We start from the raw sequence: 24,848 nt of genomic DNA on the forward strand, positions 1-24,848 counted from the left end.
AACTTTTACGCCTGCGATCTCGTTGAAGCCGCATCCACTCAGAGAGGAGCAGATCATGGCCGAATTGAAGTCCGCCTCCGCACAGTCCGCAGCCGCGCGCGTCGAAAAGGAAGTCGCAGCAGAGGATCTTTCCGCGCAGGTGGCAGCCTTGCGCCAGGATCTGGCGCGACTTTCCGAAAGTGTCATGGCGATCGGACAGGGCGCAAAAACGGTGGTGGTGGATGAAGCATCGCTGATGACCGAAAGGGTGCGCGACAAGGTACGAGAAGAGCCGATTCTCGCGCTCGCTGTCACCGCAGGCATCGCGTATATTCTTGGTCTGATGAGCCGCCGTTAGGCTGTATTTATCGTTCTATCGACGCCTCGATCCGGTCTGCGCTACCGGAGAGGGGCGTTTTGCGTGGGAGGAGGGCGGCCGCTCAAACGTTTGACACTTGCAAAGCGATGATAAACGGCGCACATCAGCGATCAGCGAAGGGGAACCGCCATGACCGCTTCAGTTTCACCGCATCCGGTCGATCACCTCGTTCTGCCCGTGTCCAATCTGGACGTGTCACGCGAACGGCTTGGCAAGCTTGGCTTCACGGTAGCAGCGGATGGGCGCCATCCTTTCGGCACAAACAATGCCTGCGTCTTCCTCTCCGACAACACCTATCTGGAACCGCTTGCCATTGCAAACCAGGACGAATGCGAAGCGGCGGCGGCAAATGGCAATGTCTTTGTTGCCCGTGACCAGGCGTTCCGCTTCCGCTGCGGCGATGATGGATTCTCTGGGATCGGCTTCGGCACGGCCGATGCTGCCGTCGACCATGCTCGCTTCATAAGCGACGCCGTTTCCGGCGGCGACATGCTGGAATTTTTCAGGCCAAGCCGCATGCCGGACGGGACTGAATTTTCGGCGGGTTTCAAGCTTGCCTTTGCGGCGGATCTGCGCTCGCCCGACTTCTTCTTTTTCTGCTGCCAGAGGGTCAATCCGGTGCCCAGCGACCGGTCGCCCCTCGAAACGCACTTCAACGGCGTGCTCGGCATATCGGAGGTCGTACTCTGCGAGCCCGAGCCGCGCACCTTTGAAGCCTTCCTGAAGAGTGCGTCGGGCGGCGCCGATGTCATGAGGCACGCCTTCGGAATCACCGCACAGGCCGCCAATTGCAGGATCATCATTCTAACGCCAGAGGGCATGGAAGCCTTCTTCGACCTGTCCCCGGTCACGGAAGGGCGGGGCCTGAGAGGCAAGGCGATCGTTTTCAAGATTCGCGATCTTGGCGTGACAGAAGCGCATTTGGCTGCTAACGGCGTGACCTATACGCGCAAGAACAACCGCATTCTGGTAAAGCCGACGCCTGGGCAGGGCGCGCTGTTTGCCTTCGAGGAGATATCATGAGCAGTCCCACCAATTCCGAAGTGACCGTCGGCGAAGGCGCCTCTAAAGTTGTCTTTTCCAACAGCGGACGGCTGTCGCTGATCGCTGGGCCATGCCAGATGGAAAGCCGCGACCATGCGTTCATGGTCGCCGGCACACTGAAAGAAATTTGCAGCAAGCTCGGTATCGGGCTCGTCTACAAGTCCTCCTTCGACAAGGCGAACCGCACCTCCATTTCCGGAAAGCGCGGCATCGGGCTCGAAAGCGCCATGGAAGTCTTTGCCGATCTGAAAAGGGAATTCGGCTTCCCGGTATTGACGGACATCCACACGCCGGAACAATGCGCGATCGTCGCCAAAACCGTTGACGTGCTCCAGATCCCGGCCTTCCTTTGCCGCCAGACCGATCTGCTTATCGCGGCAGCCAAAACCGGCCGTGTCGTCAATGTCAAGAAGGGCCAATTCCTGGCGCCTTGGGATATGAAAAACGTTCTCGGCAAGCTGAATTCCAGCGGCAACCCGAACGTTCTCCTCTGCGAGCGTGGCGTTTCCTTTGGCTACAATACATTGATCTCCGACATGCGGGCGCTGCCGATCATGGCTGAGACGGGCGCCCCGGTCATCTTCGACGCCACCCATTCGGTCGCGCAGCCGGGTGGTCAGGGTGAATCCTCTGGCGGTCAGCGCGAGTTCGTGGAAACCTTGGCTCGCGCCGCGGTTGCTGTCGGAGTTGCTGGCGTCTTCATCGAAACGCATCAAGATCCGGACAACGCGCCGTCGGATGGCCCGACCATGGTCTATCTGAAGGACATGCCGCAGCTTCTGGAAAAGCTTCTTGCCTTCGACGCGATTGCCAAGAGGTTGTGAAATCGCCCGTGGGGCGAAGAGTTGCTTCGCCCCACCAGGGCTACTCGTACCTATTAATCAGCGAGCGGCCACCACTCTGATTCTTGATGGCGTAGGGCCGGTCGAAAGGATGACCGGTTCGACCCCAGCGCCTTCCAGACGGAAGCGGGAAAGCAGGTGATTCAGATGAAGCGCCTCGTCGCCGAGCTCGCGGCAGGCCGCATTCGTCTCCTCGACCATCGCCGCGTTCTGCTGGGTCACCTGGTCCATCCTGTTAACGGCGGCGTTGACCTCGACGAGCGCCGTCGACTGTTCGGAAGACGAGCGCACGATGGCCTCGATCAGCGACGTCACCTTCAACACCTGCCGGTCGATGTCACCGAGCGCCTCGCCAGTCCGGTTGACAAGAGAAACGCCGGCGGCGACCTGGCTCGATGACGTCTCGATCAGAAGGTTGATCTCCTTGGCAAGATTGGCGGAACGTCCGGCAAGATCACGAACCTCTTGTGCTACCACGGCGAAGCCTTTGCCTGCTTCGCCGGCGCGTGCTGCCTCGACGCCGGCGTTGAGCGCCAGAAGATTGGTCTGAAAAGCGATCTCGTCGATGACGTTGATGATCTTGCGGATCTGCGAGGAGGATTCCTCGATCTTCTCCATGGCACCAACGGCGTCCTGGACGACGGCGGCCGAGCGCCCGGCGCTGTCCTTCGTCGCCGACATCATCGCATTTGCCTCCTGAGCGCGTTCCGACGCGGCCTTGACCGTGACCGTGATCTGGTCGAGAGCGGATGCTGCCTGCTCGAGCGAAGCCGCCTGCTGCTCCGTTCTTTGCGCCAGGTCGTCGGTGCTGGAGGCGATCTCCTTCGACCCGGTACGGACAATGTCCGTCGCGGCTGAAATCTCCCTCATGGCATCGGCGAGCATTCGGACACTGGTATTGAATTCTTCACGGAGCTTTTCGTAGGCGGCACTAAAAGGTTCGTCGAGCTGGACGGTCAGATCGCCAGCTGAAAGACGCTCCAGCCCATCGCTGAGGCTCGCAATGACGCGTTCTCGGACAGCATTCTCTTCGGCTTTGGCAGAAGCATTGTCGGCGTCGCGCTGCGTCTGGGCCCGCCGCTCCTCATCCTGCCGGAGACGAATGTCATCGCGTTCCTTAGCCGATTCACGGAAGACGGTAACCGCACGCGCCATCTCGCCGATTTCATCCGCCCGCCGGACATAGGGCACCTCGCGCGAGTAATCGCCGCCGGCAAGGATAGTCACGTAGTTGCGCATGGCTGAAAGCGGCACGATGGCACGCCGACGCAGCAGATAGAGCCCACCGACGAGCAGGGCGAATGAAACCGCTGCGGCAGCAAGGCTGATGGCGGAGAGGAACTCGGTCTGTTCGGCGGCGTCCTTCTCGGCCGAGGCCTGGAACCTGTTTGCCATTTCAACCAGTTCGTTCACCGCCTTCTCGTGAACATGGAAACGCTGCGCAAGCTTTTCAAAAACGGGCGCTATGGCATTGCTGTCGTCATTAAGGATCGACGGAGCCATCTCGGTATTCATGACCTGCCAGAACTCATCGCCCTTGACGAGGACATCGTCCAGAAGCTTCCGTTTGAGATCGTCGCTGAGCGGCGTATCCAACCAGTATCTGCGGCGATCCTCGTATGCCGGCTGCAGCACGCTTTTGATGCGCTCGATATTGGCCTTGGCTGCGGCCGGCTGCTGGACCGCCTCAAGGGCGAGCATGTAAGGTTCGACCACATAGAGCGGCGGCGGCAGGATGTCGGCGACAAGATCCTTGCCGTAGATGATTTGTTTGTACAGAAGCCCGTTGACCCGCAATTTGTTGAATGCGTAGTTCTGGATGCCGATCGAGGTGATCAGTCCCAGAATGACCACTGCGCCAAATATCGCAAGGCTTCGTGCGATGTTGAATTTCATCTTGCCCCTCATGGAAACGTGCATGTCGGTCGCCTCGAAGGCTCCCCGCGAAAATGCTCAGTGAATCATGGATGCAGGGCGGCGACGCCACGCCATTACGCAGGCGTTGACCGCAAAAGGGGCCAGCTTCATGCAACGTCGCGCTTCCCCTTCGCGACGCCCCTTTGTTCCCTCTGAAAAATAAGGGAAAAATGGTTACCGACTCCTAAATTTTAAACCGATACGGGTAACCAAGATTGGGTGCTTTCGGAAATGCAACCGCCAACGCCGGGGAGCCTTCCTATTCTTACGCAGGACACCGGCCGAGGATCCGGACGATCGGCGCTTCGAAGCGGCGGCTCGTCACGCGCTTTCAAAAGTCTGACATCTTTCTGCGATAGGCGGGCTGAATGGGCCTCATGACGGCATCGGTCTGGCATTGTAATTTCCATGCCTTCGATTAAGACAGGCCGTCATCATAGATTTCTTACACCCAGCGAGCAGGGAGCAATCATGACCGCAATTACCGACATTATCGCCCGCGAAATCCTCGACAGCCGTGGCAACCCCACCGTTGAGGTCGACGTCTATCTCGAAGACGGCAGCATGGGCCGGGCGGCCGTTCCCTCGGGCGCTTCGACGGGCGCGCATGAAGCGGTCGAGCTGCGCGACGGCGGCAAGCGCTATCATGGCAAGGGTGTCGAAAAGGCCGTCGAGGCTGCCAACACGGAGATCTTCGACGCGATCGGCGGCATTGACGCTGAAAACCAGATCCAGATCGACAAGATCATGATCGAGCTCGACGGCACGCCGAACAAGTCGCGTCTCGGTGCCAACGCCATCCTCGGCGTTTCGCTCGCCGTGGCCAAGGCCGCCGCGCAGGCGTCCGGGCTGCCGCTCTACCGCTATGTCGGAGGAGCCAGTGCGAATCTGCTACCCGTTCCGATGATGAACATCATCAATGGCGGCGCACATGCCGACAATCCGATCGACTTCCAGGAGTTCATGATCCTGCCCGTCGGCGCCGACACGCTGGCCGACGCCGTGCGCATGGGTTCGGAAGTCTTCCACGTGCTCAAGAAGGAACTCGCTTCCCAGGGCCACAACACCAATGTCGGCGACGAGGGCGGTTTTGCGCCGGGCCTGAAGAGCGCGCCAGAAGCGCTCGACTTCATCATGAAATCGGTCGAGAAGGCCGGTTACAAGCCGGGCGATGACATCTTTCTCGGCCTCGACTGCGCTTCCACCGAATTCTTCAAGGACGGCAAGTACGTCATGGAAGGCGAGGGCCGCACGCTGGAATCGGGCGCCATGGCCGAATATCTCGCCGAACTGGTCGGCAAATATCCGATCATCTCGATCGAAGATGGCATGGCGGAAGACGATTGGGACGGCTGGAAGACGCTCACCGATCTCATCGGTGCCAACTGCCAGCTCGTCGGCGACGATCTCTTCGTCACGAATTCGGCGCGCCTTCGCGACGGCATCCGCATGGGCGTTGCGAACTCGATCCTCGTCAAGGTGAACCAGATCGGCTCGCTGACCGAAACGCTCGACGCGGTCGGAACGGCGCATAAGGCGGCTTATACCGCCGTCATGTCGCACCGCTCCGGCGAGACGGAAGATTCGACAATCGCCGATCTCGCCGTCGCCACCAATTGCGGACAGATCAAGACGGGTTCGCTCTCGCGCTCCGACCGTCTCGCCAAATACAATCAGCTCATCCGCATCGAGGAAGGTCTCGGCCCGCAGGCGCAATATGCCGGCCGCTCGATCATTCGCGGCTGATCATCCGACTTGCGATCAAGACCCGCGCCCCGAAAGGTGCGGGTTTTGTTTGTCTGGACAAGAGATCCACGACAACGTGCCGAGGCGGCCTATCATTTTGAATCCGTGAATATTCTTTCCGAAAATCGCATCTGATTTTCGCGGCCGCGCGCCAGAGTCAACGGACGGTTAACATCTCCACGCTAGTTTTGCGGAATGGGTTCTGCGTATAGAGCATGCGAGAATGTGGACAAAATATCATAAGAAAAGAAGACTTGGCCGTTTCGTTCTTCCGGCGATCACTATCGCCTTCGTCTCGTACTTTGGCTATCATTGCATCCATGGCGATTATGGCCTGAGGGCGACAGAAACGTTCGAGCGACAGCGCCTTCAGCGCGAAAAGGAACTCGCCGTCCTGACCACTCAGCGCGAGCATCTCGAGCGGCAGGTCGCACTAATGAGCGACGGATCGCTGGAGAAGGACATGCTGGATGAAAAAGCCCGCTACCAGCTCAATGTTTCCCGCGCGGATGAAATCGTCATCTTCAATTCCCACCTGAATTAACCGGAAATAAGTTAATCACGATTTCATCAGCCTTATCAATGATTTAGACTAGAATACGAGCCATGCAATTATGGCATTGCTGTGTCGACTTTTCTTGCATATGGTACGCCGCACCATTGATCTGATAGCAAGCAGAGGGAGGGTTGAATGGCGCCGCGAAAATCCGCGATCGTTTCCAGCCGCAAGACTTCGGCAAAACCTGCCAAGAAAGATTTCGCCAACGGCACCATCGCGGAATTCGATCGCGACGCTGAGCTGAAAGCTTACCGCGAGATGCTGCTCATCCGTCGCTTCGAGGAAAAAGCCGGCCAGCTCTATGGCATGGGCTTCATCGGCGGCTTCTGTCACCTCTACATCGGCCAGGAAGCAGTCGTCGTCGGCATGCAGATGGCGCTGAAGGAAGGCGACCAGGTCATCACCGGCTATCGCGACCACGGCCACATGCTGGCGACCGGCATGAGCGCGCGTGGCGTAATGGCGGAACTGACCGGACGCCAGGGCGGCTATTCCAAAGGGAAGGGCGGCTCGATGCATATGTTCTCCAAGGAGAAGCATTTCTACGGCGGCCATGGCATCGTCGGCGCACAGGTCTCGCTCGGCACCGGCCTTGCCTTCGCCAACAAGTACCGCGGCAATGATAGCGTCAGCGTTGCTTATTTTGGCGACGGAGCAGCCAACCAGGGCCAGGTCTACGAAAGCTTCAACATGGCGCAGCTCTGGAAGCTGCCGGTCATCTACGTGATCGAGAACAACCGCTACGCCATGGGTACCTCGACCGCGCGCGCTACGGCCCAGGCCGATTTCTCGCAGCGCGGCGCCTCCTTCAACATTCCAGGCTTCCAGGTGAACGGCATGGATGTGCGTGCCGTAAAGGCTGCAGCAGACGAGGCGATGGAGCATTGCCGCTCCGGCAAGGGCCCCATCATTCTGGAAATGCTGACCTACCGCTACCGCGGCCACTCGATGTCGGATCCGGCGAAGTACCGTTCCAAGGACGAAGTGCAGAAGATGCGTTCCGAGCATGATCCGATCGAGCAGGTGCGGCTGCGCCTGCTCGAAAAGGGCTGGGCGTCGGAAGACGAACTGAAGGCGATCGACAAGGACGTCCGCGACATCGTCGCCGACAGCGCCGATTTCGCCCAGGCCGATCCGGAACCGGCCGTTTCCGAACTCTATACCGACATTCTGCTCTAATCGGGGAGGGACGATCCATGCCCATCGATATTCTCATGCCCGCCCTCTCTCCGACGATGGAAGAAGGCACGCTCTCCAAGTGGCTCAAGAAAGAGGGTGACAAGGTCACCTCCGGCGATGTGATCGCCGAGATCGAAACCGACAAGGCGACCATGGAAGTGGAAGCCGTCGACGAAGGCACGATCGGGAAGCTGCTGGTCGATGCCGGCACCGAAGGTGTCAAGGTGAACACCCGCATCGCCGTCCTCCTTCAGGACGGAGAATCCGCTTCCGATATTTCGTCGGCTAAGCCCGCTGCCCAGCCGGCCCCGGCTGCGGCACCACAGGTCGCCCAGGAAGAAAAGCCAACGGATACCGGTTCCGCAGCGGCACCGGTTCCGGCAGCGCCGAAGGCGCAGGTCGCAAGCGATCCGGACATTCCGGCCGGCACGGAAATGGTGTCGATGACGGTGCGCGAAGCGCTGCGCGATGCCATGGCCGAGGAAATGCGTGCCGATGAGAGCGTCTTCGTCATGGGCGAGGAAGTCGCCGAATACCAGGGCGCCTACAAGGTCACGCAGGGCCTGCTGCAGGAATTTGGCCCGCGTCGCGTCGTCGATACCCCGATCACCGAGCATGGCTTTGCCGGTCTCGGCGTCGGTGCCGCCATGGCCGGTCTGAAGCCAATCGTCGAGTTCATGACCTTCAACTTCGCCATGCAGGCGATCGATCAGATCATCAACTCCGCAGCCAAGACGCTTTACATGTCCGGTGGCCAGATGGGTGCCCCAATGGTCTTCCGCGGTCCGAACGGCGCTGCCGCCCGCGTGGCAGCGCAGCACAGTCAGGACTATGCCGCCTGGTACAGCCATATACCGGGCCTCAAGGTCGTTATGCCCTATACGGCCGCTGACGCCAAGGGCCTGCTCAAGGCGGCGATCCGCGATCCAAACCCGGTCATCTTCCTTGAGAACGAAATTCTCTACGGCCAGCATTTCGATGTGCCGAAGCTCGACAATTTTGTCCTGCCGATCGGCAAAGCCCGTATCCACCGCTCCGGCAAGGATGCGACGGTCGTCTCCTTCGGTATCGGCATGACCTATGCGACGAAGGCGGTCGCCGAGCTCGAAAGCCAGGGTATCGACGTCGAGCTGATCGACCTGCGCACCATCCGCCCGATGGATCTGCAGACGATTATTGAATCGGTCAAGAAAACCGGCCGTCTCGTTACCGTTGAGGAAGGCTATCCGCAGTCGTCGGTCGGCACGGAAATCGCGACCCGCGTCATGCAGCAGGCCTTCGACTATCTCGACGCGCCGATCCTGACGATCGCTGGCAAGGATGTTCCCATGCCTTACGCGGCAAACCTCGAGAAGCTGGCGCTACCGAGTGTTGCGGAAGTGGTCGATGCGGTGAAAGCCGTTTGCTACAAATAAGGGGAGGGCCTTTCGATGCCTATCAACATCACAATGCCTGCCCTCTCTCCGACCATGGAAGAAGGCAATCTGGCCAAGTGGCTGGTCAAGGAAGGCGACACGGTTAAATCCGGTGACGTGATTGCCGAGATCGAAACCGATAAGGCGACGATGGAAGTCGAGGCCGTTGACGAGGGCACGGTTGCCAAGATCGTCGTTCCGGCCGGCACTGAAGGCGTCAAGGTCAATGCGCTGATCGCGGTTCTGGCGGGCGAGGGTGAAGACGTCTCCTCCGCCGCTTCCGGCGCTGCCGCCCCGGCACCCGCCGCCGCTCCGGCGCCGAAGCCAGAGGCCGCTCCGGCCGCCCAGCCCGCGCCGGCGCAATCCGCGCCAGCCCCAGCACCGGCTCCGGCAGCACCCGCTGCCGTCTCTTCTGATGGCAATCGCACCTTCTCTTCTCCGCTTGCCCGGCGCCTGGCGAAGGAATCCGGCATCGATCTTACGGCGATCGTCGGTTCCGGCCCGCATGGCCGCGTGATCAAGAAGGACGTCGAAGCCGCCGTCGCCGGCGGAACCGCCAAGGCCGCTCCGGCTGCAGCGCCTGCAGCCGCTCCGGCCGCAGCGCCCATGGCGAAGGGACCTTCCGAAGAGGCCGTGCTCAAGCTCTTCGAGCCAGGCTCCTACGAGCTCGTACCGCATGACGGCATGCGCAAGACGATCGCCAAGCGCCTGGTCGAATCCAAGCAGACGATTCCGCATTTCTACGTCACCGTCGATTGCGAGCTCGATGCGCTGCTTGCGCTTCGTGCGCAGCTTAACGACGCCGCTCCGCGCAAGGATGGCGCTCCGGCCTATAAGCTCTCTGTCAACGACATGGTCATCAAGGCCATGGCGCTGGCGCTGCGCGACGTTCCCGATGCGAATGTCTCCTGGACCGACAGCAACATGGTCAAGCACAACCAAGTTGATGTCGGTGTCGCTGTCTCCATTCCCGGCGGTCTGATCACGCCGATCATCCGCAAGGCCGACGAGAAAACGCTGTCCGTCATTTCCAACGAGATGAAGGATCTCGGCAAACGCGCCAAGGACCGCAAGCTAAAGCCCGAGGAATATCAGGGCGGCACCACGTCGGTCTCCAATATGGGCATGATGGGCGTGAAGGAATTCTCAGCCGTCATCAACCCGCCGCATGCGACGATCCTTGCCGTCGGTGCCGGTGAGCAGCGCGTCATCGTCAAGAAGGGCGAGATGGCGATTGCGACCGTGATGAGCGTCACGCTCTCGACGGATCACCGCTGCGTCGACGGTGCGCTTGGTGCGGAGCTGCTGGCCGCCTTCAAGGGCTACATCGAAAATCCGATGGGAATGCTTGTCTGAGCTTGAAGCGGAGGCGGAAATGACCAAGGCCGTTCTTTGCTATGGCGATTCATTGACCTGGGGCTACGACCCCGAGGCAATCGGACGTCATGCCTATGAAGACCGGTGGCCGAGCGTGCTGCAGAAGGCGCTCGGCGATCAGGTCCGTATCATTGCCGAAGGCCTGAATGGGCGCACGACCGCTTTCGATGATCATCTTGCTGACTGCGATCGCAACGGTGCTCGCCTCCTGCCGACCATCCTGCAGACGCATGCGCCGCTTGATCTCGTCGTCATCATGCTCGGCAGCAACGATATGAAGCCGGTCGTGGCAGGGTCGGCTTTCGCAGCCTGCCAAGGCATCGCACGGCTGGTCCGGCTGATCCGCAATCATATCTGGCCCTTCGAATTCGATGGGCCGGACATTCTGATCGTCGCCCCGCCAATGCTCTGCGAGACGGCGAATGCGCCCTTCGCAGCCTCCTATGCAGGCGGTGTCGCGGAATCGGCAAAGCTCGCAACGCTCTATCGTGACCTTGCCGACGAGCTCGGCTGCGGTTTCTTCGATGGCAGTTCCGTTGCCAAGACGACCCCGCTCGACGGTGTCCACATGGACGCGGAGAATACGCGGGCGCTCGGGCGCGGCCTGGAGCCAATCATACGGATGATGCTGGGGCTTTGACGATGGTTCCCATCGTGCTCTGGAGATAAGGGGTTAGAGCCTTGCTCGAAAGCAACGCTCTAACGGCAGGTAATTTCAGGTCGAATCTGGATTTAAACATAGAGTTTGATGCCCCTAAAGCCGCTTCTCACCCTTCGGCATCGCGCTCGCACAAAGGCAGGAAAATATGGCTGAGAATTACGACGTCATCATTATCGGTTCCGGTCCTGGCGGTTATGTCGCCGCCGTACGCGCCGGTCAGCTCGGCCTCAAGACCGCTATCGTCGAGCGTGAACATCTGGGCGGCATCTGCCTGAACTGGGGCTGCATCCCGACCAAGGCGCTCCTGCGCTCCGCCGAGGTGCTGGATCACGCCAATCACTTCAAGGACTATGGCCTGGTTCTCGACGGCAAGGTGACGCCGGATACGAAGGCGGTCGTAGGCCGCTCGCGCGCCGTCTCGGCCCGGCTGAACAACGGCGTCGGCTTCCTGATGAAGAAGAACAAGGTCGACGTCATCTGGGGCGAAGCGAAGATCACGAAGCCGGGAGAGATCGTTGTCGGCAAGCCGTCCAAGCCGGCCGTCGAACCGCAGCATCCGGTGCCCAAGAACGTCAAGGGTGAGGGCACTTACACTGCCAAGCACATCATTCTTGCGACCGGCGCCCGTCCGCGTTCTCTGCCCGGCATCGAGCCGGATGGCAAGCTGATCTGGACCTATTTCGAAGCGTTGAAGCCGGAGACCATGCCGAAGTCACTGGTCGTCATGGGATCGGGCGCAATCGGCATCGAGTTTGCAAGCTTCTACCGCTCGATGGGCGTCGACGTCACCGTTGTCGAGATCATGCCGACGATCATCCCCGTCGAGGATGCGGAAATCTCCGCCATTGCGCGCAAGCAGCTCGAAAAGCGCGGTCTCAAGATCTTCACCAAGGCGAAGGTCACGAAGGTTGATAAGGCAGCCAACAGCATCACCGCACATGTCGAAACCGAGAATGGCAAGGTGCAGCAGATCACCGCCGATCGCATGATCTCGGCTGTCGGCGTTCAGGGCAATATCGAGAACCTTGGCCTGGAAGCGCTCGGCGTGAAGACTGACCGCGGCTGCATCGTCACCGATGGCTACGGCAAGACCAATGTCGCCGGCATCTATGCGATTGGCGACGTCGCCGGTCCGCCAATGCTCGCCCATAAGGCCGAGCACGAAGGTGTCGTCTGCGTCGAGAAGATCGCTGGCGTTCCCGGCGTGCATCCAACCGACAAGGGCAAGGTTCCGGGCTGCACCTACTGCCAGCCGCAGGTCGCTTCGGTAGGGCTGACGGAAGCCAAGGCCAAGGAACTGGGCCGCAACATCCGCGTCGGCCGCTTCCCCTTTGCGGCAAACGGGAAGGCAATCGCGCTCGGCGAAGACCAGGGCCTTTGCAAGGTGATCTTCGACAACAAGACCGGCGAACTCCTCGGCGCACATATGGTCGGCGCAGAAGTGACCGAGCTCATCCAGGGCTTCGTCGTGGCGATGAATCTCGAGACGACAGAGGAAGAACTGATGCATACGATCTTCCCGCATCCGACCGTTTCGGAAACAATGAAGGAAGCGGTGCTGGACGCTTACGGCCGAGTGCTCAACGCTTGATAATTTCTGCCCACGCCCTCTATCTCGGGGGTGGAAAAAGTGAAAGGAAATCATCATGTCTTTGAGTACGCAGGCGTGGATTGTCTTTCTTTTGATCGGTCTGGTGGCGGGGTTTCTTGCCAGCCTAGTCGTTGGCGGCGGCGGATTGATCCGCTGCCTCCTGAGTGGCGTGATCGGTGCCTTCGTCGGCGGGTTCCTGTTTAATGCGCTCGGGATCTCGCTGGGCATCGAAAATGCATTGGTGGTATCGATCATTCACGCAACGGTCGGCGCGATCGTCGTGGTATTGATTGCAAGGGCGATAGCGTAGGGGGCAAGGAAACGATGGAAGGTGTGGGCTGGATTGCGGCGATCATCATCGGTGGACTGGCGGGCTGGCTTGCCGGCAAGCTGATGGAGGCTCGCTACGGGATTATCCTGAACATCGTTCTCGGCATAGTCGGCTCGGTGGTCGCGACCGCAGTCCTGGCACAGTTCCATATCCAGGTCGCCGGCGGGCGGCTCGGTTATTTCGTCACGGGTTTCCTCGGTGCATGCCTTTTGATATTCCTCGCGCGGCTGGTGCGGCGTTGATTGGAAGCATTGCTGCGTGTTGGCCGCATTTAGCGCGGCGGAAAGTTGAAGTCTGATGGTCACGATTCTCGACACGATCAATCCCGATGCAAAGCGCGTTCGACATCCGGAAAAGGCGCATCGCCCGGACACGGAAGTCATGCGCAAGCCGGACTGGATCCGTGTCAAGGCGCCCACTTCGAAGGGCTATGCCGAAACGCGCTCGATCGTGAAGGAAAACAAGCTCGTCACCGTCTGCGAGGAAGCAGGCTGCCCCAACATCGGCGAGTGCTGGGACAAGAAGCACGCCACCTTCATGATCATGGGCGAGATCTGCACGCGCGCCTGCGCCTTCTGCAATGTCTCGACTGGAAAGCCGAACGCACTCGACATGGCCGAACCGGAAAATGTCGCCAAGGCCGTCAAGCAGATGGGCTTGAGCCATGTCGTCATCACCTCGGTCGACCGCGATGATCTCGATGACGGCGGTGCCGAACATTTCGAGAAGGTGATCTTCGCAATCCGTGCGGCTTCGCCGTCAACCACCATCGAAATTCTGACGCCGGACTTCCTGCGCAAGCCGGGTGCTCTGGAACGCGTCGTCGCGGCCAAGCCGGATGTCTTCAACCACAACCTCGAAACCGTGCCGTCAAAGTATCTGACGGTACGTCCGGGTGCCCGCTACTTCCACTCGATCCGTTTGCTGCAGCGGGTGAAGGAACTCGATCCGACCATGTTCACCAAGTCGGGCATCATGGTCGGCCTCGGCGAGGAGCGCAATGAAGTGCTGCAACTCATGGACGACCTGCGCACGGCCGATGTCGACTTCCTGACGATCGGGCAATATCTGCAGCCTACGCGCAAGCACCATCAGGTCATGAGCTTCGTCACGCCCGAAGAATTCAAGTCCTATGAGACGGTCGCCTACAGCAAAGGCTTCCTGATGGTCGCATCGAGCCCGCTGACGCGCTCGTCGCACCATGCCGGCGACGATTTCGCGCGGCTGAGAGCTGCCCGCGAGAAGAAAGTGCTGATGGCTGCTGAGTGATCCAAGACAATCGCGTCCTGTAATTTGATTGTCACGCGAACAGGATAGTGCGCTCACCGGTCGGTTGCTGTGGAATAGGTCTACAGCCAGGGCTGGGCGGGCTCAATCGTGGATCTATCATCGAAGCCATTGGCGCCGAACTATGTGACCGACATCAATCTCGTTTCAGATCTCGTGCGGAACGCCGACCGCATCCTCGTTGTCGGCTGCTCTGGCGGCGGCAAGTCAACCTTGTCACAATGGATCGCAGCCAGGTTCGACCTCATCTACATCTCGATCGACCGCGATGTCCTTTGGCTGCCCGGCTGGAAGGAACGCAACAAGCGCGAACAACGGCAGATCATCGCGGACCGTGTTCAGGAAGCGCGTTGGATCATGGATGGCACCAACACATCGACCTTCGATCTGCGACTGCCGCGGACAGACATGGTGATCTGGGTGCGCATGCCACGCCTCATCTGCATATGGGGCGTGCTCGGACGCTGGTTCAGATGGCTCGGCCGCACGCGTCCCGAAATGGCACCAGGATGCATCGAGAAAGTGGAATGGCAATTTCTGCAGTATATCTGGACCTTCGAACAAAAGTTCACGCCGCGCGTCATTGCCGGTCTCATCGAGCACGGCCCGGATGTGCCGGTTTTTCAAATGAAAAGCAGAAGGGAAATGCGCCGGCTTCTTGATCTTCTGGGCGGCCCCGCTTAATTGCGGCTTATGCCGCAATTCGAAACCCATCACTCCGTACCGCACTCCTCCGACCAGATGTTCGACCTCGTCGCCGATGTGGAACGCTATCCGGAATTCCTTCCTCTTTGCGAGGCCCTTTCGATCCGCAGCCGCAAGGAACGGGACGGCAAGGTGCTGCTCATTGCCGACATGACCGTCGGGTATAAAGCAATTCGCGAGACGTTCACGACGCAGGTCCTGCTCAACAGCGTCGAGCACGTGATAGACGTCAAATATATCGACGGGCCGTTCAAATATCTCGATAACCGCTGGCGCTTCGAGGACCGACCGGAAGGCGGCAGTACCATTCACTTCTTCATCGACTACGAATTCAAAAGCCGCATTCTCGGTGCACTGATGGGATCGATGTTCGATCGTGCTTTCCGCATGTTCTCCGAAGCCTTCGAAACGCGCGCAACCAAGATCTACGCCTGAGACAATTCCAGCAGCATCTCGAGGGCAGTCATGACTGCTCCAAGCCGGACCTTGTCGCGGCCGATATTGCCGTAACGCATTTCGCGGTGGATGAGGCCGCCGGCTTTCGACCTAGCCGCCAGATGCACGAGGCCGACGGGCTTTTCCGCCGAACCGCCGCTCGGACCCGCTATGCCGGTGACGGCGACCGCAAAATCGGCGTGGGAGCGGTAGAGGGCGCCGTGGGCCATCTGCAGAGCCGTTTCCCGCGAAACCGCGCCAAAGTGCTCCAGCGTCCCTTCCTGCACGCCGAGCATCTCCATCTTGGCGACATTGGTATAGGTGACGAGGCCACGGTCGACAACGGCAGAGGAGCCGGAGATTTCGGTCAGTGCGCCGGCGATAAGACCGCCGGTACAGGATTCGGCGGTTGCGACCATGAGCCCACGTGCCGTGAATTCGGTGATGATCTTCCGGGCGAGCGTCAGGATTTCCTCGGGAAACGCGCTCATGCCTTGCCTCCGCGATAGACGACGGTTGCCGTGGCGATGGCCGCGATACCTTCGCGCCGTCCAATAAAGCCAATCTTCTCGTTGGTGGTCGCCTTCACCGAACAGCGGTCGATCGCGATGCCGAGATATTCGGAAAGTCTGGCGCGCATCGCCTCCCTGTGTGGACCGATCTTCGGCGCTTCGGCAATCAGCGAAACATCCGCATTCATGATGGTGCCGCCGCGTTCGCGCACGATCCTGGCCGCATGTTCGATGAATATGCGGGAGGGAGCGCCTTTCCATTGCGGATCCGAGGGCGGGAAATGATCACCAATGTCGCCGGCGCCGCAAGTGGCGAGCAGGGCGTCGGTCAGGGCATGCAGCGCTACGTCGGCGTCGGAATGGCCCTTTAGCCTTTGGTCATGTGGGATGAAGATCCCGCAGAGCGTCACACCGTCGCCCGGCTCGAGCTGGTGGACGTCATAGCCGTTACCCGTGCGCACGTCCGGCAGGGCGCCCGAAAGCCTCTCGTCAGCCACGGCAAGATCCCGCTTGACCGTCAGCTTGATATTATCGGCCATGCCTTCGATGATTGTGACCGGAAGTCCGGCCCATTCGGCGATCGAAGCGTCATCGGTAAAGTCGGTCCGGCCCTCCGATGCCGCCTTCTCATGGGCGTCGAGAATTTCGTTGAAAGCAAAGGATTGGGGCGTCTGGGCTGCGTGGAGATGGGCACGGGATATCGTCTCCTTCACCATTCCGTCTGCATCGGCGCGCTTCAACGTATCCGCCACCGGGATTGCCGGAAGCACGGCGGGCGCACCGGCAGAAAGCGCTTCAGCGACGCGGTCGAGGAGAGAATGATCGAAGAAGGGCCTAACGGCATCGTGGATCAGAACGTGCGTTATTCCCTTGCCCTTCAAATGCCTGAGACCGGCAAGCACCGACTGCTGCCGCGTCGTGCCCCCGTACACGGTTTCGATAGGCGTCGCCGAGAGGACATGCCTGAAGGCCCTGGCAAAAAGCGCCTCGTCATCGGGGTGGATGACGACCACAATGTGCGAGGTGGGCTCCCAAGTCATGAAGTTTTCAAGGGTATGAGCAATAACCGGCTTACCGCCGATCATGCGATACTGCTTCGGTCCTTCCTCGGAAGAACCGGCACGCTCGCCACGCCCGGCGGCAACGATGACTATCCCGGCCGACACCGGTTGCCTTGGATGCATTTGTTTCCTAAATCCTCGCAGGCCATGAACGCGATGATTGTGGTCTAACGTTTCGAATGGGTATTTTCCAGCATTTGCCCAAAAAATATCGGTCCTCTCTCCAAGCCCCTTGGCAAACCATCCAACAATGTCTAAAAATAGTGCAGCTACATGGTGTGCCTGAAAGATAATCATTTGCATTCACGAGATCTTGCAGCGGCATTTCAGATCGGGCCGATCCCGGTGCGGAACCGCATCGCGATGGCGCCCATGTCCGGCGTGACGGATCTGCCTTTCCGACAATTGGCCTGGAAATATGGTGCAGGACTGGTTGTGACCGAGATGGTGGCAAGCCGCGAGCTCGTCCACAGCAGTCAGGAGTCCTGGGCACGACTGAAGAATGCCGGTCTCAAGCCGCATGTCGTGCAACTTGCCGGCCGCGAGGCGCATTGGATGGCCGAAGCAGCCAGGATCGCGGCCGACAACGGCGCCGACATCATCGACATCAATATGGGCTGCCCGGCGAAGAAAGTGACCGGCGGCTATTCCGGATCGGCTCTGATGCGTGATCCCGATCATGCGCTCGGCTTGGTAGAAGCGACGGTGAAAGCAGTCACTGTTCCGGTGACGCTGAAAATGCGGCTCGGCTGGGACGAAAATTCCATCAATGCACCGCATATTGCGAGACGCGCGGAAGAAGCCGGCGTGCAGCTCATCACCGTCCATGGGCGAACACGCATGCAGTTCTACGAGGGCAAGGCGGATTGGAATGCGATCCGGGCGGTAAGGGACGTCATTTCGGTGCCATTGATCGCCAACGGCGATGTCGAGACAGCGAGGGATGCCCAGGAAATCCTCCGCCGCTCTGGCGCCGATGCCGTCATGGTAGGGCGTGCCTGCCAAGGGCGGCCATGGCATGCCGGCGTTTTGGCCGGAGAACTTGGCCCTCAGCGGGCCGATATCCCCGACATCGTCTGCGAGCATTATCATATGATGCTGGAATTCTACGGGACAGCGGCCGGGGTCCGGCACGCGCGCAAACACCTCGGCTGGTATCTCGATCGATACGCGCCATCCGTTGGCGCAGCCGAAAGGGCATTGATCATGACATCAAGGGATGCGGGAGAGGTGACTTCGCTTCTCCACGGTGTGCTTACGGCAGGCGCCGAGGCGCTCACTCCGGCTCTGGAGGCTGCATGAATTCCGGCGATAATGTCCCGGCCACCGACCATGTGGGAAGCGCGGTAGCAATGGCCGTGCTCAACGCCATCCAGAACCCGGTGATCATGGTCAATGACGCCGGTCTGATCGCCTTTGCCAACTGGGAGGCTGAAGCGTTTTTTGGCGCCAGCGCCTCCCATCTGGCCCGCTACAAAATTTCGACCTTCATCCCCTTCGGCAGCCCGCTGCTGGCGCTGATCGATCAGGTGCGCGAACGCAAGGCCCCGGTCAACGAATACCGCGTCGATCTGAGCTCGCCTCGCCTCGGGCAGGACAAGCTTGTCGATATCTATGTCGCGCCCGTGGCCAGCGAAGTGGGGGCGGTGGTGATCGTCTTCCAGGAAAGATCGATGGCCGACAAGATCGACCGGCAGCTTACGCATCGCGCTGCGGCACGATCTGTCACCGGGCTTGCCTCAATGCTGGCGCACGAGATCAAGAATCCGCTTTCGGGCATCCGCGGCGCGGCCCAGCTTCTCGAACAGTCGGTGTCCGACGACGACCGCGGGCTCACCCGGCTGATCTGCGACGAAACGGACCGAATCGTCTCGCTTGTTGATCGCATGGAAGTCTTTTCCGATGAGCGGCCTGTGGATCGCGTCCCGGTGAATATTCATTCGGTCCTCGACCACGTGAAGGCTGTCGCCAAGGCCGGCTTCGCCCGCAACATCCGCATCACCGAGAATTACGACCCGTCGCTGCCACCGGTCTTTGCCAATCGTGACCAGCTCGTCCAGATTTTCCTGAACCTGGTGAAGAATGCGGCGGAAGCGGTTGGCGAGAGGCCGGATGGCGAGATCATGCTGACGACTGCCTACCGGCCGGGGATACGCTTATCGGTTGCCGGCACGAGGGAGAAAATCTCGCTGCCGCTGGAATTCTGCGTCATCGACAACGGGCCGGGTGTGCCGGCCGATCTGCTGCCGCATCTCTTCGATCCGTTCATTACGACGAAGACGAACGGCACCGGCCTCGGCCTTGCCCTTGTTGCCAAGATCATCGGCGATCATGGAGGAATCGTCGAATGTGACAGCCAGAACAACCGGACGACTTTCCGTGTACTCATGCCAGCATCCAAGGGCATGGTACCCGATGAAGAAAATGCCCCGAACTCCACAGGACCTTCCAGATGACAGCCACGATTCTAGTCGCCGACGACGACGCAGCGATTCGCACCGTACTCAATCAGGCCCTGAGCCGAGCGGGATATGACGTGCGCATCACATCCAATGCCGCGACGCTCTGGCGCTGGATTTCCGCAGGCGAGGGCGATCTTGTCGTGACGGATGTCGTCATGCCGGACGAGAACGCTTTCGACCTGCTGCCCCGTATCAAGAAGGCGCGGCCGGATTTGCCGGTTCTCGTCATGAGTGCGCAGAACACCTTCATGACCGCCATCAAGGCCTCGGAGAAGGGTGCCTACGATTATCTGCCAAAGCCCTTCGACCTGACCGAATTGATCGCGATCATCGGCCGAGCCCTCTCGGAGCCGAAGCGCAAGCCGGCCAAGCTCGAAGACGACATGCAGGATGGCATGCCGCTCGTCGGCCGTTCCGCCGCCATGCAGGAGATCTATCGCGTCCTGGCACGACTGATGCAGACCGACCTGACGCTGATGATCACCGGCGAATCCGGGACCGGCAAGGAACTTGTCGCCCGCGCACTGCATGACTATGGCAAGCGCCGCAACGGTCCTTTCGTCGCAATCAACATGGCCGCGATCCCTCGCGACCTGATTGAGTCGGAACTGTTCGGCCATGAGAAGGGTGCTTTCACCGGCGCGCAGACCCGCTCGACCGGCCGCTTCGAACAGGCAGAGGGCGGAACACTGTTTCTGGACGAGATCGGCGACATGCCGATGGATGCCCAGACACGCCTCCTGCGCGTATTGCAGCAGGGAGAATACACGACCGTCGGCGGACGCACGCCGATCCGAACGGATGTCCGCATCGTTGCGGCAACCAACAAGGACCTGAAACAGGCGATCAATCAGGGGCTTTTCCGGGAAGACCTTTATTACCGGCTCAATGTCGTGCCGCTGCGTCTGCCTCCACTGCGCGACCGCGCTGAGGACATTCCGGATCTCGTGCGGCACTTTGTGCAGCAGGCGGAAAAGGAAGGACTTGGCTCGAAACGTTTCGATCAGGAAGCGCTTGAGCTGATGAAAGCCTATCCCTGGCCGGGCAATGTGCGCGAACTTGAAAATCTCATTCGCCGGCTCATGGCACTTTATCCACAGGACGTCATAACCCGTGAGATCATCGATGCCGAGCTCCGCGCCGACGTTCCTGACAGTCCCATCGAAAAGGGTCCGATTCGCTCCGGCTCCATGTCGATCGGGCAGGCGGTGGAGGAGAACATGCGAAGCTATTTCGCGAGTTTCGGCGACGGCCTTCCCCCGCCAGGCCTTTACGATCGAGTACTGACGGAGATGGAATATCCGCTGATTCTTGCCGCATTGACCGCCACCCGCGGTAACCAGATCAAGGCGGCCGATCTCCTTGGCCTCAACCGAAATACGCTCCGCAAGAAAATTCGCGAGCTCGGGGTATCAGTCTATCGAAGCTCCCGCTCGGCTTGACAATGTGATGGGGTGCGTTGCATTTTCGCCACAATACGTTGCTTAAAGGCAACGCAGTTGGTCCGAGTTTGTCGGCCGAGGGGTGATTGGCGTTTGTAAGCGGAGAGGGTCTGCGGGGACTCTGTGCCTGGTGTTCTTGATCAGGCACTGATTTTCGCGGGTATTTTTTTGCTCAAAGTTCGGCGTCTCTATCAATCTCCTTCCGACAGCAAACGGTGCAAATGCAATTGCGACGAGGCGGGCGCTCATGCGCCTTTGCTGGAGATAAAACGGAATGAAGCAGGATGCGGTCCCGCCGAAGGCGAGCAACGGGGCGGTTGCGGTCACCTTGAACGACCGCCGTGCCTCGTTTGCCTTGCCCGGCCTCGTGCTTGCGGGCGGAGCACTGCTTTGTGCGACGGTCACGCTTTTCATCCTTCTCGGACTGACGCCCATTGCTCCGACATCACACGTCGTTATTACGTCGGTCGTCATCAATTCGTTCTTCGTGCTCGGCCTGATGGCGTTGATCGGCCGCGAGGTCAGCCGGCTGCTGAGGGCACGCAGCCGTGGGCGGGCGGCCGCTCGCCTTCACATTCGCATCGTTTCGCTCTTTTCCATCGTCGCGATAACGCCGGCCATTCTCGTTGCGATATTCGCGAGTCTCACGCTCAATGTCGGCCTCGACCGATGGTTTTCGCTTCGCACCCAGTCGATCGTCAGCTCCTCGCGCAACGTCGCCCAAGCCTACATGATGGAGAATGCCAGCTATCTGCAGGGGCAGACGATCTCGATGGCAAATGACCTCGAGCGCAATCGGGCTCTCTTCAATCTCGACCGGACAGGTTTTGGCGATCTCATGACGCGGCAGGCACGAGGGCGCGGCCTGCTCGGCGCGTTTCTGGTGCGCCGCGACGGGTCGGTCATCGTGCAGGCGGACATCAAGACGGAGAAGCCGCTGCCCGCTATTCCCACCGACGCACTCGACAAGGCGGCGGCGGGCCAGCCGACGCTCATTCCGCCGGGCGTCACGAACCTCGTCGGCGCCATCATCAAGCTGGAGGCAATCCCCAGCGCCTTCCTCTACACCGTCAGAGCCGTCGATCCGAAAGTGATGGGCGCCATGCGGCAGATGGAGGAAAACAGCGTCGAATACAAGGCGATGGAGGCGGGACGAATGTCGCTGCAAATCGCCTTCGCCGTCCTTTATATCGGTTTTGCACTCATCGTTCTTCTGGCGGCGATCTGGACGGCGATTGCCGTCGCGGATCGCATCGTGCGACCGATCCGGCTGCTGATCACGGCGGCAGACAGTGTCGCGTCGGGCAACATGGACGTCGTCGTTCCCGTGCGTACGGTCGATGGCGACGTGGGCAATCTTGCGCGCACCTTCAACAAGATGATTTCGGAGATCCGGACGCAGCGCGATGAGATCCTGGAAGCCAAGGACGAGGTCGACGACCGGCGGCGTTTCATCGAAGCGGTGCTTTCCGGTGTGACGGCCTCGGTGATCGGCGTCGAAAAGGACAGGCGCATTACGATTGCCAACACCTCGGCCGAGATATTGCTGGCGCTGCCTGCCGCGGAACTGATCGGTAAGCGGCTTTCCGATGTCGCACCCGAGGTGGATCAGGTGCTGACGGAGGCGGCCGCACGCTATCGCAATGATTTCCGCAAGCAGATCAGCCTTGTGAGGGCCGGCACGGTTCGCACCCTCAGCGTTCAGGTCACGCGTGAAGAAGTTCGCGACCTGAATGAGTCCTACGTGATCACGCTCGATGACATCACCGATCTCGTGATCGCCCAGCGCTCGACCGCCTGGGCAGATGTGGCCCGCCGAATCGCCCACGAAATCAAGAACCCACTGACCCCGATCCAGCTTTCGGCCGAGCGCATCCGCCGTCGTTATGGCAAGCACATCGACGAGAACGACCGGGCGGTCTTTGATCAGTGTACCGACACGATCATCCGCCAGGTCGGCGATATCGGTCGAATGGTCGATGAATTCTCGGCCTTCGCCCGGATGCCCAAGCCGACGAAGGAGCCGACCGATCTGCGCAGCATCCTGCGCGACGCAATATTCCTGCGCGAGATGGGCAATCACCACGTGACTTTCCTGCAGGAACTTGGCGACGCACCGCTCGAGGGGTTGTTCGATAGCCGCATGCTCGGCCAGGCCTTCGGCAATCTCATCAAGAACGCCGTGGAATCGATTGAGGCGATTCCGAGCGGAGAGATCCGCGAGGGTCGCCGGATTCTCGTCCGCTCCTCTCTCGACGCCGAGCGGGATCGCTTCACCGTCGACGTCATCGACAACGGTCGCGGCTTGCCCGTGGAGAACCGGCACAGCATTCTCGAACCCTATATGACCATGCGGGAAAAGGGCACCGGGCTCGGTCTCGCCATCGTCAAGAAAATCATCGAAGAACATGGCGGGCAGCTCGAACTGCACGATGCTCCCGCCGATTTTGACCTGGGCAGAGGAGCCATGATCCGCGTGCATCTGCCGCGCCGGGAATTGGCTCCTACGACCACCCATGCCGATAGTGACAAGGAAAGCGTTTATGGCCTCTGACATTCTGGTAGTGGACGATGAGCACGACATCCGTGAGATCGTCTCTGGGATTCTTTCAGACGAGGGGCATGAGACGCGAACCGCACATGATAGCGACAGCGCACTGGCAGCAATTTCGGATCGCGTGCCGCGGCTCGTTTTTCTGGATATCTGGATGCAGGGCAGCAAGCTCGATGGACTTTCCCTGCTGGATGAGATCAAGGTCCGCCATCCCGATCTGCCAGTCGTGATGATCTCCGGTCACGGCAATATCGAGACAGCCGTCTCCGCCATCAAGCGCGGCGCATTCGACTTCATCGAGAAGCCCTTCAAGGCCGACCGGCTGATCCTGATTGCCGAGCGCGCACTGGAGAACTCCAAGCTGAAACGCGAGGTCTCCGAACTGAAGAAGAGGGCCGGTGACGCCGTTGAACTGATCGGAACCTCCGTCGCGGTCTCGCAATTGCGCCAGACTATCGAAAAGGTATCGCCCACGAACAGCCGCGTCATGATCCTTGGTCCTTCCGGCTCCGGCAAGGAACTGGTGGCCCGGATGATCCACAAGAAGTCAGCCCGCGCCAGCGGCCCCTTCGTCGCGCTCAATGCCGCCAATATCACCCCGGATCGGATGGAAGTCGCGCTTTTCGGAACCGAAGGAACGCCCGGACAACCGCGCAAGATCGGTGCGCTCGAAGAGGCTCATCGAGGCATCCTCTACCTGGACGAGGTCGGCGAGATGCCGCGCGAAACGCAGAACAAGATCCTGCGGGTTCTTGTCGACCAGCAATTCGAGCGGGTCGGTGGGTCGAAGCGGGTCAAGGTCGACGTGCGCATCATCTCTTCGACCGCCTATAATCTGGAGAGCCGGATTGCCGAAGGCTGGTTCCGTGAGGATCTTTATCACAGGCTCGCCGTCGTGCCGATCCGGGTTCCGGCGCTGTCGGAGCGACGCGAGGACATTCCCTTCCTTGTCGATCAGCTCATGCGGCAGATTTCCGAGCAGGCTGGCATTCGTCCACGCCGCATCGGAGATGACGCGATGGCGGTGCTGCAGGCGCATGACTGGCCGGGCAATATCCGTCAGTTGCGCAACAATATCGAACGGTTGATGATCCTCGCCCGTTCGGACGGCCCCGACGCGCCGATCACCGCGGAGATGCTGCCCACCGATCTCGGCGACATGCTGCCGAAAGTGTCGGCCAAGAACGACTACCATATTATGACCTTGCCGCTGCGGGAGGCGCGGGAAATGTTCGAGCGAGACTATCTGATCGCGCAGATCAATCGTTTCGGCGGCAATATTTCGCGTACGGCGGAATTCGTTGGCATGGAGCGGTCGGCGCTGCACCGGAAGCTGAAATCTCTGGGCGTGTAATTCATTCGGTACAGCC

The 24,848-nt window shown here is 60.0% G+C and carries 23 protein-coding genes; 20 read left to right on the forward strand and 3 right to left on the reverse strand.

Annotated features, from left to right (window positions below):
• Positions 1-55: 55 nt before the first annotated feature.
• The 3 genes from AAE029_RS06785 (at position 56) to kdsA (ending at position 2,226) form a co-directional block, all read left to right on the forward strand.
• Positions 56-337 (forward strand): hypothetical protein, encoded by a 282-nt coding sequence (locus AAE029_RS06785; protein WP_371072026.1) that lies wholly within the window; start codon positions 56-58, stop codon positions 335-337.
• Between the two features lie 150 nt (positions 338-487).
• On the forward strand, positions 488-1,381 hold the full coding sequence (locus AAE029_RS06790; protein WP_371072027.1) for a VOC family protein: 894 nt from the start codon (positions 488-490) through the stop codon (positions 1,379-1,381).
• The gene (kdsA, locus tag AAE029_RS06795; protein WP_371072028.1) at positions 1,378-2,226 is read left to right on the forward strand and encodes a 3-deoxy-8-phosphooctulonate synthase; all 849 of its coding nucleotides are present in this window, start codon (positions 1,378-1,380) and stop codon (positions 2,224-2,226) included. The genes AAE029_RS06790 and kdsA overlap by 4 nt, the downstream gene beginning before the upstream one ends.
• Positions 2,227-2,283: 57 nt before the next feature.
• Here kdsA and AAE029_RS06800 read toward each other — a convergent pair whose 3' ends face one another.
• A complete protein-coding gene (locus AAE029_RS06800) occupies positions 2,284-4,140 on the reverse strand; it encodes a methyl-accepting chemotaxis protein (RefSeq protein WP_371072029.1) in 1,857 nt (618 codons plus the stop codon).
• A gap of 492 nt (positions 4,141-4,632) precedes the next feature.
• Between AAE029_RS06800 and eno the strand changes: the two genes are divergently transcribed.
• The 12 genes from eno (at position 4,633) to AAE029_RS06860 (ending at position 15,447) form a co-directional block, all read left to right on the forward strand.
• A complete protein-coding gene (eno, locus tag AAE029_RS06805; protein ID WP_371072030.1) occupies positions 4,633-5,907 on the forward strand; it encodes a phosphopyruvate hydratase in 1,275 nt (424 codons plus the stop codon).
• 223 nt (positions 5,908-6,130) lie between these two features.
• On the forward strand, positions 6,131-6,451 hold the full coding sequence (locus tag AAE029_RS06810; RefSeq protein ID WP_371072031.1) for a septum formation initiator family protein: 321 nt from the start codon (positions 6,131-6,133) through the stop codon (positions 6,449-6,451).
• A 147-nt stretch (positions 6,452-6,598) separates the two neighbouring features.
• Positions 6,599-7,645, forward strand: coding sequence for a pyruvate dehydrogenase (acetyl-transferring) E1 component subunit alpha (gene pdhA / locus AAE029_RS06815; protein WP_371072032.1), 1,047 nt, complete (start codon positions 6,599-6,601; stop codon positions 7,643-7,645).
• Positions 7,646-7,662: 17 nt separating this feature from the next.
• The gene (locus AAE029_RS06820; RefSeq protein WP_371072033.1) at positions 7,663-9,060 is read left to right on the forward strand and encodes a pyruvate dehydrogenase complex E1 component subunit beta; all 1,398 of its coding nucleotides are present in this window, start codon (positions 7,663-7,665) and stop codon (positions 9,058-9,060) included.
• Between the two features lie 15 nt (positions 9,061-9,075).
• Positions 9,076-10,416 carry a pyruvate dehydrogenase complex dihydrolipoamide acetyltransferase gene (locus AAE029_RS06825; RefSeq protein ID WP_371072034.1) on the forward strand — a complete coding sequence of 447 codons (1,341 nt, stop codon included), beginning with the start codon at positions 9,076-9,078 and terminating at the stop codon, positions 10,414-10,416.
• 19 nt (positions 10,417-10,435) lie between these two features.
• A complete protein-coding gene (locus tag AAE029_RS06830; RefSeq protein WP_371072035.1) occupies positions 10,436-11,077 on the forward strand; it encodes an SGNH/GDSL hydrolase family protein in 642 nt (213 codons plus the stop codon).
• 166 nt (positions 11,078-11,243) lie between these two features.
• Entirely contained in the window at positions 11,244-12,689 is a 1,446-nt protein-coding gene (gene lpdA, locus AAE029_RS06835; protein WP_371072036.1) for a dihydrolipoyl dehydrogenase, read from the forward strand.
• Positions 12,690-12,744: 55 nt separating this feature from the next.
• Positions 12,745-12,999, forward strand: coding sequence for a GlsB/YeaQ/YmgE family stress response membrane protein (locus tag AAE029_RS06840; RefSeq protein ID WP_371072037.1), 255 nt, complete (start codon positions 12,745-12,747; stop codon positions 12,997-12,999).
• Positions 13,000-13,013: 14 nt separating this feature from the next.
• Positions 13,014-13,262 (forward strand): GlsB/YeaQ/YmgE family stress response membrane protein, encoded by a 249-nt coding sequence (locus AAE029_RS06845; RefSeq protein ID WP_371072038.1) that lies wholly within the window; start codon positions 13,014-13,016, stop codon positions 13,260-13,262.
• Positions 13,263-13,317: 55 nt separating this feature from the next.
• A complete protein-coding gene (lipA, locus tag AAE029_RS06850; RefSeq protein WP_371072039.1) occupies positions 13,318-14,289 on the forward strand; it encodes a lipoyl synthase in 972 nt (323 codons plus the stop codon).
• Between the two features lie 129 nt (positions 14,290-14,418).
• On the forward strand, positions 14,419-14,991 hold the full coding sequence (locus AAE029_RS06855; RefSeq protein WP_371072126.1) for an AAA family ATPase: 573 nt from the start codon (positions 14,419-14,421) through the stop codon (positions 14,989-14,991).
• A 9-nt stretch (positions 14,992-15,000) separates the two neighbouring features.
• Positions 15,001-15,447, forward strand: a complete 447-nt coding sequence (locus tag AAE029_RS06860; protein ID WP_371072040.1) for a type II toxin-antitoxin system RatA family toxin — start codon at positions 15,001-15,003, stop codon at positions 15,445-15,447.
• Here the strand turns inward: AAE029_RS06860 and AAE029_RS06865 are convergent.
• Both AAE029_RS06865 and AAE029_RS06870 read right to left on the reverse strand, forming a co-directional pair.
• Entirely contained in the window at positions 15,438-15,938 is a 501-nt protein-coding gene (locus AAE029_RS06865; protein WP_371072041.1) for a CinA family protein, read from the reverse strand. The two genes, AAE029_RS06860 and AAE029_RS06865, sit on opposite strands and share 10 nt — an antisense overlap.
• On the reverse strand, positions 15,935-17,143 hold the full coding sequence (locus AAE029_RS06870; RefSeq protein WP_371072042.1) for a bifunctional 2-C-methyl-D-erythritol 4-phosphate cytidylyltransferase/2-C-methyl-D-erythritol 2,4-cyclodiphosphate synthase: 1,209 nt from the start codon (positions 17,141-17,143) through the stop codon (positions 15,935-15,937). Before AAE029_RS06870 ends, AAE029_RS06865 begins: the two co-directional genes overlap by 4 nt.
• A gap of 150 nt (positions 17,144-17,293) precedes the next feature.
• Here AAE029_RS06870 and dusB point away from each other — a divergent pair, with 150 nt between their 5' ends.
• The 5 genes from dusB (at position 17,294) to AAE029_RS06895 (ending at position 24,832) form a co-directional block, all read left to right on the forward strand.
• Positions 17,294-18,322 carry a tRNA dihydrouridine synthase DusB gene (gene dusB, locus AAE029_RS06875; protein WP_371072043.1) on the forward strand — a complete coding sequence of 343 codons (1,029 nt, stop codon included), beginning with the start codon at positions 17,294-17,296 and terminating at the stop codon, positions 18,320-18,322.
• The gene (locus AAE029_RS06880; RefSeq protein ID WP_371072044.1) at positions 18,319-19,476 is read left to right on the forward strand and encodes a nitrogen regulation protein NR(II); all 1,158 of its coding nucleotides are present in this window, start codon (positions 18,319-18,321) and stop codon (positions 19,474-19,476) included. The genes dusB and AAE029_RS06880 overlap by 4 nt, the downstream gene beginning before the upstream one ends.
• Entirely contained in the window at positions 19,473-20,924 is a 1,452-nt protein-coding gene (gene ntrC / locus AAE029_RS06885) for a nitrogen regulation protein NR(I) (protein WP_371072045.1), read from the forward strand. Before AAE029_RS06880 ends, ntrC begins: the two co-directional genes overlap by 4 nt.
• Before the next feature lie 274 nt (positions 20,925-21,198).
• Positions 21,199-23,478 (forward strand): ATP-binding protein, encoded by a 2,280-nt coding sequence (locus AAE029_RS06890; protein ID WP_371072046.1) that lies wholly within the window; start codon positions 21,199-21,201, stop codon positions 23,476-23,478.
• On the forward strand, positions 23,468-24,832 hold the full coding sequence (locus tag AAE029_RS06895; RefSeq protein ID WP_371072047.1) for a sigma-54-dependent transcriptional regulator: 1,365 nt from the start codon (positions 23,468-23,470) through the stop codon (positions 24,830-24,832). The genes AAE029_RS06890 and AAE029_RS06895 overlap by 11 nt, the downstream gene beginning before the upstream one ends.
• Positions 24,833-24,848: the final 16 nt, after the last annotated feature.

The organism is Sinorhizobium sp. CB7, assembly GCF_041357635.1.
Classification (GTDB): Bacteria; Pseudomonadota; Alphaproteobacteria; order Rhizobiales; family Rhizobiaceae; genus Rhizobium.

What these genes read in the sequence shown, in the direction of transcription:
- AAE029_RS06840 (WP_371072037.1), top strand. Translation starts at nt 12,745, where the DNA reads ATGTCTTTGAGTACGCAGGCGTGGATTGTCTTTCTTTTGATCGGTCTG.
- pdhA (WP_371072032.1), top strand. Translation starts at nt 6,599, where the DNA reads ATGGCGCCGCGAAAATCCGCGATCGTTTCCAGCCGCAAGACTTCGGCA.
- AAE029_RS06820 (WP_371072033.1), top strand. Translation starts at nt 7,663, where the DNA reads ATGCCCATCGATATTCTCATGCCCGCCCTCTCTCCGACGATGGAAGAA.
- AAE029_RS06865 (WP_371072041.1), bottom strand. Translation starts at nt 15,938, where the DNA reads ATGAGCGCGTTTCCCGAGGAAATCCTGACGCTCGCCCGGAAGATCATC.
- lipA (WP_371072039.1), top strand. Translation starts at nt 13,318, where the DNA reads ATGGTCACGATTCTCGACACGATCAATCCCGATGCAAAGCGCGTTCGA.
- AAE029_RS06870 (WP_371072042.1), bottom strand. Translation starts at nt 17,143, where the DNA reads ATGCATCCAAGGCAACCGGTGTCGGCCGGGATAGTCATCGTTGCCGCC.
- kdsA (WP_371072028.1), top strand. Translation starts at nt 1,378, where the DNA reads ATGAGCAGTCCCACCAATTCCGAAGTGACCGTCGGCGAAGGCGCCTCT.
- AAE029_RS06810 (WP_371072031.1), top strand. Translation starts at nt 6,131, where the DNA reads ATGTGGACAAAATATCATAAGAAAAGAAGACTTGGCCGTTTCGTTCTT.
- ntrC (WP_371072045.1), top strand. Translation starts at nt 19,473, where the DNA reads ATGACAGCCACGATTCTAGTCGCCGACGACGACGCAGCGATTCGCACC.
- AAE029_RS06825 (WP_371072034.1), top strand. Translation starts at nt 9,076, where the DNA reads ATGCCTATCAACATCACAATGCCTGCCCTCTCTCCGACCATGGAAGAA.
- AAE029_RS06890 (WP_371072046.1), top strand. Translation starts at nt 21,199, where the DNA reads ATGAAGCAGGATGCGGTCCCGCCGAAGGCGAGCAACGGGGCGGTTGCG.
- AAE029_RS06800 (WP_371072029.1), bottom strand. Translation starts at nt 4,140, where the DNA reads ATGAAATTCAACATCGCACGAAGCCTTGCGATATTTGGCGCAGTGGTC.
- lpdA (WP_371072036.1), top strand. Translation starts at nt 11,244, where the DNA reads ATGGCTGAGAATTACGACGTCATCATTATCGGTTCCGGTCCTGGCGGT.
- dusB (WP_371072043.1), top strand. Translation starts at nt 17,294, where the DNA reads ATGGTGTGCCTGAAAGATAATCATTTGCATTCACGAGATCTTGCAGCG.
- AAE029_RS06785 (WP_371072026.1), top strand. Translation starts at nt 56, where the DNA reads ATGGCCGAATTGAAGTCCGCCTCCGCACAGTCCGCAGCCGCGCGCGTC.
- AAE029_RS06845 (WP_371072038.1), top strand. Translation starts at nt 13,014, where the DNA reads ATGGAAGGTGTGGGCTGGATTGCGGCGATCATCATCGGTGGACTGGCG.
- AAE029_RS06830 (WP_371072035.1), top strand. Translation starts at nt 10,436, where the DNA reads ATGACCAAGGCCGTTCTTTGCTATGGCGATTCATTGACCTGGGGCTAC.
- AAE029_RS06860 (WP_371072040.1), top strand. Translation starts at nt 15,001, where the DNA reads ATGCCGCAATTCGAAACCCATCACTCCGTACCGCACTCCTCCGACCAG.
- AAE029_RS06790 (WP_371072027.1), top strand. Translation starts at nt 488, where the DNA reads ATGACCGCTTCAGTTTCACCGCATCCGGTCGATCACCTCGTTCTGCCC.
- AAE029_RS06895 (WP_371072047.1), top strand. Translation starts at nt 23,468, where the DNA reads ATGGCCTCTGACATTCTGGTAGTGGACGATGAGCACGACATCCGTGAG.
- eno (WP_371072030.1), top strand. Translation starts at nt 4,633, where the DNA reads ATGACCGCAATTACCGACATTATCGCCCGCGAAATCCTCGACAGCCGT.
- AAE029_RS06880 (WP_371072044.1), top strand. Translation starts at nt 18,319, where the DNA reads ATGAATTCCGGCGATAATGTCCCGGCCACCGACCATGTGGGAAGCGCG.